The organism is Achromobacter sp. Marseille-Q0513 (assembly GCF_018195695.1).
Lineage (GTDB): Bacteria > Pseudomonadota > Gammaproteobacteria > Burkholderiales > Burkholderiaceae_B > Achromobacter.
This window is the reverse complement of the sequence record NZ_JAGTJY010000209.1, coordinates 1-10,018: the sequence shown is the minus strand read 5'-3', so window position 1 is coordinate 10,018 and position 10,018 is coordinate 1. Positions and strand designations below refer to the sequence as shown.

The following is a 10,018-nucleotide window of genomic DNA, read 5'->3' as shown; positions in this document are numbered from 1 at the left end:
GGCGCGGGGGGCGCGCGGCTGGGTGTCGGCCAGGCCGGGGGCGAGGCGCGCGGCCGTGGCCCGTGCCGCTTCGACCGTCGATTGCGCGCCCAGGTGACGGCCGCCGCCGCCGCCATCGAGGCCGCGCGCGGCATGCACGGCGGCCTGGACGCTGCGCACGCGGGCGCGCTCCGAGACCCTGTCGCGCGAAGGCGCCTCGTCGATCCAGGAACTGGACGACGACCGCGCCCGCGTGCGCAGCGTCCAGGCCGCCGTGCATGCCGCGCGCGCCCAGGTGACGGCCGCCGCCGCCGCCATCGAGGCCGCGCGCGCCGCCCAGGTGGGCGCGCAATCGACGGTCGAAGCGGCACGGGCCACGGTCGCGCGCATCGACGCCGACCTGGCCGACAGCGAGCTGCGCGCGCCGCGCGCCGGCCGCGTGCAGTACCGCGTGGCGCAGCCGGGCGAAGTGCTGGGCGCGGGCGGCAAGGTGCTCAACATGGTCGACCTGGCCGACGTCTACATGACCTTCTTCCTGCCCGAGCAGGCCGCCGGCCGCGTGGCGCTGGGCCAGGACGTGCGCATCATCCTGGACGCCGCGCCGCAATACGTGATCCCGGCCGCCGTGTCCTTCGTCGCCAGCACCGCCCAGTTCACGCCCAAGACGGTGGAAACCGCCAGCGAGCGGCAGAAGCTGATGTTCCGCGTGAAGGCCCAGATCAGTCCCGATCTGCTGCAAAAGCACCTGCAGCAGGTCAAGACCGGCCTGCCCGGCGTGGCCTGGATCAAGCTGGATGCCGGCGCGCAATGGCCGGCCCAACTTGAAGTCCGGGTGCCCTGATGGCCACGCAACCCGGCGTCCCCTCCGCCGCGCCGCCCGTCGCGTCGCTGGCCGGCGTCAGCCTGCGCTACGGCGAGGTGCTGGCGCTGGACGACGTGACGCTGGACGTGCCGGCGGGCCGCATGGTGGGCCTGATCGGCCCGGACGGCGTGGGCAAGTCCAGCCTGCTGTCGCTGGTGGCCGGCGCGCGCGCCGCGCAGGACGGGCGCGTGACGGTGCTGGGCGGCGACATGGCCGACCGCCGCCACCGCGACGCCGTCTGCCCGCGCATCGCCTATATGCCGCAAGGCCTGGGCAAGAACCTCTATCCGACCCTGTCGGTGGAAGAGAACCTGCAATTCTTCGGCCGCCTGTTCGGCCATGACGCGGCCGAGCGGCGCCGCCGCATCGACAGCCTGACGCGCAGCACCGGCATGGCGGCCTTCCTGTCGCGCCCGGCCGGCAAGCTGTCCGGCGGCATGAAGCAGAAACTGGGACTGTGCTGCGCGCTGATCCACGATCCGGACCTGCTGATCCTGGACGAACCGACCACCGGCGTGGACCCGCTGGCGCGCGCGCAGTTCTGGGACCTGATCAACGCCATCCGCGCCGAGCGCCCCGCCATGAGCGTGATCGTGGCCACGGCCTACATGGACGAGGCGCGGCGCTTCGACTGGCTGATCGCGCTGGACGACGGCCGCGTGCTGGCGCAGGACACGCCGGCGGGGCTGCAGGCGCGCGGCCACGCGGCGTCACTGGAAGAGGCCTTCATCGCGCTCTTGCCCGAGGAAAAGCGCCGTGGCCACGAGCCGGTGCGCATCGTGCCGCTGGCGCTGGACGAGGACGCCGAGATCGCCATCGAGGCGCGCGACCTGACCATGCGCTTCGGCGACTTCGTGGCCGTGGACCACGTCAACTTCCGCATCCGCAAGGGCGAGATCTTCGGCTTCCTGGGCTCGAACGGCTGCGGCAAGTCCACCACCATGAAGATGCTGACCGGCCTGCTGCCGGCCAGCGAGGGCCGCGCCTGGCTGTTCGGCCAGGAGGTCGACCCGAGGAACATCGACACGCGCCGCCGCGTCGGCTACATGTCGCAGGCCTTCTCGCTGTACGGCGAGCTGACGGTGGAACAGAACCTGGTGCTGCACGCCCGGCTGTTCCACGTGCCCGAGGCCGAGATCCCCGCGCGCGTGGACGAGATGGCCGCGCGCTTCAGCCTGGACGCGGTGCGCGGCGCGCTGCCCGAGAACCTGCCCATGGGCGTGCGCCAGCGCCTGTCGCTGGCCGTGGCCATGGTGCACAAGCCCGAGCTGCTGATCCTGGACGAGCCGACCTCGGGCGTGGACCCGGTGGCGCGCGACAACTTCTGGCGCCTGCTGATCGCGCTGGCGCGGCAGGACCAGGTCACGATCTTCATCTCCACGCACTTCATGAACGAGGCCGAGCGCTGCGACCGCATGTCGCTGATGCACGCGGGCCGCGTGCTGGTCAGCGCCTCGCCCGCCGAGATCACGCGCGAGCGCGGCGCGGCCACGCTGGAAGAGGCCTTCATCGCCTACCTGATCGACGCCGGCGCCGGCGCCAAGGCGGACGCGCCGGCCATCGAGGACGCCGCCCAACCCGCCGCCCCCGTCGCCCACCGTCGCTTCAGTCCGCAGCGCATGCTGAGCTATATGTGGCGCGAGGCGCTGGAACTGCGGCGCGACCCGGTGCGCGCCACGCTGGCGCTGGCCGGCTCGCTGCTGCTGATGTTCGTCATCGGCTTCGGCATCAGCCTGGACGTGGAAGACCTGCGCTACGCGGTGATGGACCGCGACCAGACCGGGCTGAGCCAGAACTACGCGCTGAACCTGTCCGGCTCGCGCTACTTCATCGAGCATGCTCCCGTGACGGACTACCGGGACATGGACGCGCGCATGCGCAGCGGCGAGCTGTCGCTGGCCATCGAGATCCCGCAGGGCTTCGCCCGCGACGTGCAGCGCGGCAAGCCTGCGCAGATCGGCGTGTGGATCGACGGCGCCATGCCGCAGCGCGCCGAGACCATCCGTGGCTACGTGCTGGGCATGCACCAGGGCTGGCTGGCGCAGCAGGCGCGCGAGCGCCTGGGCGTCTCCACCGCGGCCGCCGTCGGCGTGGAGACGCGCTTTCGCTACAACCCCGACGTGCGCAGCCTGCCGGCGATGGTGCCGGCCGTGATTCCGCTGCTGCTGCTCATGATGCCCGCCATGCTGACCGCGCTGGCGGTGGTGCGGGAGAAAGAACTGGGTTCCATCATCAACCTGTACGTCACGCCGGTCACGCGGCTGGAATTCCTGCTGGGCAAGCAGGCGCCCTATGTGGCGCTGGCCATGCTGAACTTCCTGCTGATGGCGCTGCTGGCGGTGACGGTGTTCGGCGTGCCGGTCACGGGCAGCTTCGCCACGCTGCTGCTGGCGGCGCTGATCTACAACGTGGTGGCCACCGCCATCGGCCTGCTGGCCTCGACCTTCACGCGCAGCCAGATCGCGGCGCTGTTCTTCACCATGATCGGCACGCTGGTGCCGGCAGTGCAGTTCGCCGGCCTGCTCACGCCGGTCGCCTCGTTGGAAGGCATGGGCAAGCTGATCGGCCAGGTCTACCCGGCCACGCACATGCTCACCATCAGCCGAGGCGTCTTCAGCAAGGCGCTGGACCTGTCCAGCCTGCAGTCCTCGTTCTGGCCGCTGCTGGCGGCCATACCGGTGGCGCTGGGCGCGTCGGCGCTGCTGCTGCGCAAACAGGAGCGCTGAGATGCGGCACTGGTCCAATATCTGGCGGCTGGGCGTGAAGGAACTGTGGAGCCTGGCGCGCGACCCGATGATGCTGATCCTGATCACGGTGTCGTTCACGCTGATGATCTACACGGCCGCCACGGCCGTTCCCGAATCGCTGCACAACGCCGCCATCGCCGTGGTCGACGAGGACGGCTCGCCGCTGTCGGCACGCATCGTCTCGGCCTTCTACCCGCCGCACTTCACGCGCCCGGCGATGGTGACGCCGGCGCAGGCCGACGCCGGCATGGACGCAGGCCGTTACACCTTCGCGCTGAACATCCCGCCCGACTTCCAGCGCGACGTGCTGGCCGGCCGGCCGGCGCAGATCCAGCTCAATGTGGACGCCACCCGCATGAGCCAGGCCTTCACCGGCAGCAACTACATCCAGCAGATCGTCGCCGACGAGATCAACGAGTTCGCGCGCCGCTACCGCGCCAGCGCCGAGCCGCCGGTGGGCCTGGCGGTGCGCATGCGCTTCAATCCCAACCTGACCCAGGCCTGGTTCGGCGCGCTGATGGAGATCATCAACAACGTCACCATGCTGTCCATCATCCTGACCGGCGCCGCGCTGATCCGCGAGCGCGAGCACGGCACCATCGAGCACCTGCTTGTCATGCCGGTGACACCGACGGAGATCATGGTCGCCAAAGTGTGGTCGATGGGGCTGGTCGTACTGGCGTCGGCCGCGCTATCGTTGACGTTCATCGTGCGCGGGCTGCTGCAAGTGCCGATAGAAGGGTCCGTCGCCCTGTTCCTGGCCGGCGCGGCCCTGCACCTGTTCGCCACCACCTCGATGGGCATCTTCATGGCCACGCTGGCGCGCAGCATGCCGCAATTCGGCATGTTGCTGGTGCTGGTGCTGCTGCCCTTGCAGATGCTGTCGGGCGGCACCACGCCGCGCGAGAGCATGCCCCAGTTCGTGCAGGACATCATGCTGGCCGCGCCCACCACGCATTTCGTGGAGCTAGGCCAGGCCATTCTCTACCGAGGCGCGGGAATCGACGTCGTCTGGAAGCCCTTCCTCGCCCTGGCCCTGATCGGCACCGCGCTGTTCATGTTCTCGCTGGCCCGCTTTCGCAAGACCCTCAGCCAGATGGCTTGAGGCCGAGTATTCGTTGCCCCTTACCACGACACTTTAAAAGGACGGATGATGAAGAAGACTACAGCCTCCACGCCCCAGGGTCTGTTCGGCGCCAACGCCGCGTGCTGCCAGCGACTCGCCCTGCTGGCCCAGCAAAGCCAGCAGCGCTGGCTGGCGCTGGGACAGCGCCTGTACGGCGGCGCCGCCTCCGAGTACCTGTCCACCCTGGCCCCGCTCAAGGCGTCCGGCAATTGGCAGGAAATCGCGCCGGCGCTGGGCGAGGTCACCCGCAAGCAATGGCAGGCCCAGCTGGAAGCCAGCCAGGCCCTCACCCACGCCGCGCTCGAGGAACAGGCCGCGCTGGCGGCCGGCTGGAGCGAGGCCATGAACGGCTGGCTGCATGACGCCGCCGGAGCCGCCACCGGCCTGGCCACCACGCCCGTGACGCAGTTCTGGTCCAACATGTCCGACCAGGTGGCCAGCGCCTGCGCCGCCATGCGCGAAGCCACGCAGGCGGGAGTCCGCCATGGCCAATGACGCTTCCCGCCAAGGACGCACCGCGCTGGTGACCGGCGGCGCCGGCTGCCTGGGCCGCGCCATCGCCATCGCGCTGCATGATGCCGGCCACCAGGTCCTGGTGACGTATCACAACAGCGCGGCCGCCGCCCGCGCCTGGCAGGACGAACAGGCCGGGCTGGGCCGCGACTTCACGCTGTACCAAGTCGACGTGGCCGACAACGCAGCGTGCCAGGCGCTGGTCCGCCAGCTGGAGCAGGATGGCCGGCAGGTCGACATCCTGATCAACAACGCCGGCATCACGCGCGACGCCAGCCTGCGCAAGATGAGCTACGACAACTGGAGCGAGGTGATGCGCAGCAACCTGGACTCGATGTTCAACATGACCCAGCCGCTATGCGGGGCCATGGCGGACCGGGGCTGGGGACGCATCGTCAACATCTCGTCGGTCAACGGCAGCAAGGGCGCGTTCGGCCAGGCCAACTACGCGGCGTCCAAGGCCGGCATCCACGGCTTCACCAAGTCGCTGGCGCTGGAGCTGGCCAGGAAGGGCGTGACGGTGAACACCATCTCACCCGGCTACCTGGCCACCAGCATGGTCAAGGCCGTGCCGGAAGAGGTGCTGAAGGAGAAGATCCTGCCGCAGATCCCGCTGGGCCGGCTGGGCGAGCCGGACGAGGTGGCGGCGCTGGTGGCCTTCGTCTGCAGCGACGCGGCCGCGTTCATGACGGGCAGCAACATCGCCATGAACGGCGGCCAGCACATGTATTGAGCGCCGCCTGCCCGCCCGCGCCTCAAGGCCCGGGCGGGCCCAGTTCCTCGACCAGGAAATCGATGAAGGCGCGCACCTTGGCCACCATGTGGCGGCGCGACGGATACACCACGTAGATGTCGGTCTGCACCGGCCGCCAGTCGTCCAGCACGGCGCGCAACGCGCCGCTCGCCAGATCGTCCTGCACATACACGCGCGGCACCAGGCTCAGGCCGAAGCCGGCGCGCAGGGCATCGCGCACCGCCAGGCTGGAGCCGACCTTGTAGCGCCCCCGCACCGGCACGCGCTGGGTCTGCCCCGCGCGCTGGAAGGTCCATTCGTCGGCATGGCCCGACAGCGTGAACTGCACGCACTCATGGCCGCGCAGATCGGCCGGCGACGCCGGTTCGCCATGACGCGCCAGATAGGCCGGCGCGGCGCACAGCACGTGCTCCAGGGTCATCAGCCGGCGCGCCACCAGGCTGGAATCCTCCAGCCGGTCCGTGCCGCGTATCGCCAGGTCGTAGCCTTCCTTGACGATGTCCACGCGCCGGTCCTCCAGGTTCAGGTCCAGCGACAGGTCCGGATGGCGCGCCAGGAAGGCGGGAATCGCGGCCGACAGCCGCGTCAGCGTGAAGGACATGGGCGCGCTGACGCGCAGCGTGCCCGTGGGCGCGGATTGCAGCGGCCCGAGCGACTGCTCGGCCTCGCGCAGCTCGTCCAGGATGCGCGCGACCTGCTCGTAGTAGCGCGTGCCCGCCTCGGTCAGGCTCATGCGCCGCGTGGTGCGGTTCAGCAGGCGCGCCGCGACATGGGCCTCGAGTTCGGCGATGTTCTTGCTGACGGCGGCGGGCGACAGGCCGAGCTGCCGCGACGCGGCGGCGAAGCCGCCCCGCTCCACCACTTGCCGGAAAACCCGCAGCGCGGTCAGATGGTCCACGGATTATTTACCTCTGGTGAACGATATCGCGATCATAATGGCCATTATCACGAAGCAGGAATTCAATTAGCCTTCCGGTCATGACGCCAAGGCGCCGCATGCACGGTCCTGGATCTCCCCGAAACCCTCAACGGACACCGGCCCAGGCCGCTGCCAGGACATGACCACGAACCGCAGTTCCGACCTCCTGCTCACCGCCGCCGCGCCGGCCATCTGGGGCAGCACCTACGTGGTGACCACGCTGATGTTGCCGCCCGGCATTCCCCTGACCGTGGCCATGCTGCGCGCGCTGCCCGCCGGCCTGCTGCTGCTGTTGTTCGTGCGCCAGCTGCCGCAGGGCGTCTGGTGGCCGCGCGTGTTCCTGCTGGGCGCGCTGAACTTCTCGGTGTTCTGGGCCATGCTGTTCGTGGCCGCCTACCGCCTGCCCGGCGGCGTGGCGGCGACGCTGGGCGCGATCCAGCCGCTGCTGGTGATCGCGCTGGCGCGGCTGCTGCTGGGCGCGCCGGTGCGCGGCCTGGCGGTGCTGGCGGCGGCCGCCGGCCTGGGCGGCGTGGCGCTGCTGGTGCTCACGCCCAAGGCGGCGCTGGACCCGGTCGGCGTGGCCGCCGGCCTGGCCAGCGCCGCGTCCATGGCGCTGGGCACGGTGCTCAGCCGCCGCTGGCAGCCGCCCGTGTCGGCGCTGACCTTCACGTCCTGGCAATTGACGGCCGGCGGCATCCTGCTGGCGCCGGTCGCCTTGCTGGCCGAGCCCGCGCTGCCCGCGTTCAGCCTGCTGAACGTGGCCGGCATCGCCTACCTGGGGCTGATCGGCGCCGCGCTCACCTATGTGCTGTGGTTCCGAGGCGTGGCGAGGCTGGAGCCGGCCGCCGTGTCCTCGCTGGGCTTTCTCAGCCCGGTGACGGCCGTGCTGCTGGGCTGGGGCGTGCTGGGCCAGGGCCTGAGCGCGGCCCAATTGGCCGGCATGGCGGTGGTGGTGGCCAGCGTCTGGCTGAGCCAGCGCGCCCAGCGCATGGCGGCCGCGCCGGCGGCGCCGCGCCGCGCGCCGGGCTGAGACCGCATGTGTATGCATAGGTAAATCCGGCAGTCAGCGCGATGGCGGGCGCGGCCGGCTTGCTGCATGATCGGACTCCCATCCATCCCGGGAGACTCCCAATGAGCAGCAAACCCACCATCATCCTGGTCCACGGTTTCTGGGGCGGCGCCGCCCATTGGAGCCGGGTGATCCTGGAACTGTCGCGCCTGGGCCACGCCGGCCTGCACGCCGTCGAGCTGCCGCTGACCTCGCTGGCGGACGACGCCGAACGACTGCGCAAGATGATCGCCCAGCAGCCCGGCCCGGTGCTGCTGGCCGGCCATTCGTACGGCGGCGCCGTCATCACCGAGGCCGGCAACCAGCCCAACGTCACGGGCCTGGTCTACATCGCCGCCTTCGCGCCCGACGCCGGCGAAAGCGCGGGCGGCCTGACCCAGCAGCGCCTGCCCGCCGCCGCGCCCCACCTGGCGCCCGACAGCGACGGCTACCTGTGGCTACGCGCCGACAAGTTCCACGAGAGCTTCTGCCAGGACCTGAGCACCGAAGACGCACTGGTCATGGCCGTGACGCAGAAAGCCCCGCTGGCCTCGGCCTTCGGCACCACGGTGACCCGGCCGGCCTGGCGCGACAAGCCCAGCTGGTACCAGATCTCCAGCCAGGACCGCATGATCACGCCCGAGAACCAGGCCTGGATGTCCGGCCGCCTGAACGCGCGCAAGGTCATCACGCTGGACGCCAGCCACGCCTCGCTCGCCTCGCGCGCGCCCGAAGTGGCCGCGCTGATCGACGAGGCGGCGCGCGCCTGAACAGCGGCGCAGTGGCGCAGGCGCCACGCATGCAGCGGCGCAGTGGGTCCCCCGGGACCGGCTGCGCCGTTTTTCCTGCGCTTCGTCCCCACTATGCGGATTGTGGAAAACAGGCCTTTTCCCCTATGAAACCGGGCCTTGCGCGATACCCTCAACCAAACTGATACGCTTTTTTTAGCTTTCTCTGAATCTGTACTGTTCAAGCCGGGAGATCTACTTTGACGGCGTAGCTTCAACACGCACCAGGAACGACCGTCATGGACAGCGACGCGCTATTGCTCGCCCGAATACAGTTCGGCTTCACCATCTCCTTTCACATCATCTTCCCCGCCATCACCATCGGGCTGGCCAGCTATCTGGCGGTGCTCGAGGGCCTGTGGCTGCGCACCCGCGCCACGGTGTACCGGGATCTCTATCACTTCTGGACCAAGATCTTCGCCGTCAACTTCGGCATGGGCGTGGTGTCCGGCCTGGTGATGGCCTATCAGTTCGGCACCAACTGGAGCTTCTTCTCCGACTTCGCCGGCAGCATCACCGGCCCGCTGCTGGCCTACGAGGTGCTGACCGCCTTCTTCCTGGAAGCGGGTTTCCTGGGCGTGATGCTGTTCGGCTGGTCGCGCGTCGGGCCCGGCCTGCATTTCTTTTCCACGGTGATGGTGGCGCTGGGCACGCTGGTGTCGGCCACCTGGATCCTGGCGTCCAACAGCTGGATGCAGACGCCGGCCGGCTACGAGATCATCAACGGCCAGGTCGTCCCCACGGACTGGCTGGCGGTGATCTTCAATCCGTCCTTCCCCTATCGCCTGGCGCACATGGGCATCGCCGCCTTCCTGGCCACCGCGCTGATGGTGGGCGCGTCCGGCGCCTGGCACCTGCTGCGCGGCGACCGCAGCCCGGCGGTGAAGAAGATGTTCGCGATGGCCATGGGCATGCTGCTGCTGGTCGCGCCGCTGCAGGCCGTGGTGGGCGACTTCCACGGTCTGAACACGCTCAAGCACCAGCCCGCCAAGGTCGCCGCCATGGAAGGCCATTGGGAAAACGAGCCGGGCGCCGGCGTCCCGCTGACCCTGTTCGGCCTGCCCGACATGGACAAGGAGGAAACCCGCTACGCGCTCAACATCCCGCGCCTGGGCAGCCTGATCCTCACCCACAGCTGGGACGGGCAGTTCCCCGGCCTGAAATCCTATCCGGCCGCGGACCGGCCCAACGTGCCGGTGGTGTTCTGGTCCTTCCGCATCATGGTCGGATTGGGTCTCCTGATGATCGCGCTGGCCATCTGGGCGCTGTGGACGCGCTGGCG

The 10,018-nt window shown here is 69.8% G+C and carries 8 protein-coding genes and 1 pseudogene; 8 read left to right on the top strand and 1 reads right to left on the bottom strand.

Annotated features, from left to right (window positions below; translation table 11 throughout):
- Window positions 1-163: 163 nt before the first annotated feature.
- The 5 genes and pseudogenes from KDH83_RS26950 to phbB all read left to right on the top strand — a co-directional run.
- Window positions 164-820 (top strand): annotated as a pseudogene (locus KDH83_RS26950) (HlyD family efflux transporter periplasmic adaptor subunit); the annotation flags it as partial.
- Window positions 820-3,567: a ribosome-associated ATPase/putative transporter RbbA gene (gene rbbA / locus KDH83_RS26945; RefSeq protein WP_212321329.1), complete on the top strand. Its 2,748-nt coding sequence runs from the start codon at window positions 820-822 to the stop codon at window positions 3,565-3,567. The pseudogene KDH83_RS26950 and the gene rbbA, both read left to right, overlap by 1 nt.
- A gap of 1 nt (window position 3,568) precedes the next feature.
- On the top strand, window positions 3,569-4,693 hold the full coding sequence (locus tag KDH83_RS26940) for an ABC transporter permease (RefSeq protein ID WP_103271149.1): 1,125 nt from the start codon (window positions 3,569-3,571) through the stop codon (window positions 4,691-4,693).
- Window positions 4,694-4,741: 48 nt separating this feature from the next.
- A complete protein-coding gene (locus tag KDH83_RS26935; protein ID WP_349291677.1) occupies window positions 4,742-5,209 on the top strand; it encodes a hypothetical protein in 468 nt (155 codons plus the stop codon).
- Window positions 5,199-5,960, top strand: coding sequence for an acetoacetyl-CoA reductase (gene phbB, locus KDH83_RS26930; protein WP_212321325.1), 762 nt, complete (start codon window positions 5,199-5,201; stop codon window positions 5,958-5,960). The genes KDH83_RS26935 and phbB overlap by 11 nt, the downstream gene beginning before the upstream one ends.
- 22 nt (window positions 5,961-5,982) lie before the next feature.
- Here phbB and KDH83_RS26925 read toward each other — a convergent pair whose 3' ends face one another.
- Window positions 5,983-6,879, bottom strand: a complete 897-nt coding sequence (locus KDH83_RS26925; RefSeq protein ID WP_212321323.1) for a LysR family transcriptional regulator — start codon at window positions 6,877-6,879, stop codon at window positions 5,983-5,985.
- Window positions 6,880-7,039: 160 nt separating this feature from the next.
- On the opposite strand from KDH83_RS26925, the gene KDH83_RS26920 reads away from it, so the two are divergent.
- From KDH83_RS26920 to KDH83_RS26910, 3 genes are all read left to right on the top strand, one after another.
- Window positions 7,040-7,930, top strand: a complete 891-nt coding sequence (locus KDH83_RS26920) for an EamA family transporter (protein WP_212321321.1) — start codon at window positions 7,040-7,042, stop codon at window positions 7,928-7,930.
- A 101-nt stretch (window positions 7,931-8,031) separates the two neighbouring features.
- Window positions 8,032-8,718: an alpha/beta hydrolase gene (locus KDH83_RS26915; RefSeq protein WP_212321319.1), complete on the top strand. Its 687-nt coding sequence runs from the start codon at window positions 8,032-8,034 to the stop codon at window positions 8,716-8,718.
- Window positions 8,719-8,975: 257 nt separating this feature from the next.
- On the top strand, window positions 8,976-10,018 hold a 1,043-nt coding region (locus KDH83_RS26910; RefSeq protein WP_212321317.1), incomplete at its 3' end, for a cytochrome ubiquinol oxidase subunit I.

What these genes read in the sequence shown, in the direction of transcription:
- rbbA (WP_212321329.1), top strand. Translation starts at nt 820, where the DNA reads ATGGCCACGCAACCCGGCGTCCCCTCCGCCGCGCCGCCCGTCGCGTCG.
- KDH83_RS26940 (WP_103271149.1), top strand. Translation starts at nt 3,569, where the DNA reads ATGCGGCACTGGTCCAATATCTGGCGGCTGGGCGTGAAGGAACTGTGG.
- KDH83_RS26935 (WP_349291677.1), top strand. Translation starts at nt 4,742, where the DNA reads ATGAAGAAGACTACAGCCTCCACGCCCCAGGGTCTGTTCGGCGCCAAC.
- phbB (WP_212321325.1), top strand. Translation starts at nt 5,199, where the DNA reads ATGGCCAATGACGCTTCCCGCCAAGGACGCACCGCGCTGGTGACCGGC.
- KDH83_RS26920 (WP_212321321.1), top strand. Translation starts at nt 7,040, where the DNA reads ATGACCACGAACCGCAGTTCCGACCTCCTGCTCACCGCCGCCGCGCCG.
- KDH83_RS26915 (WP_212321319.1), top strand. Translation starts at nt 8,032, where the DNA reads ATGAGCAGCAAACCCACCATCATCCTGGTCCACGGTTTCTGGGGCGGC.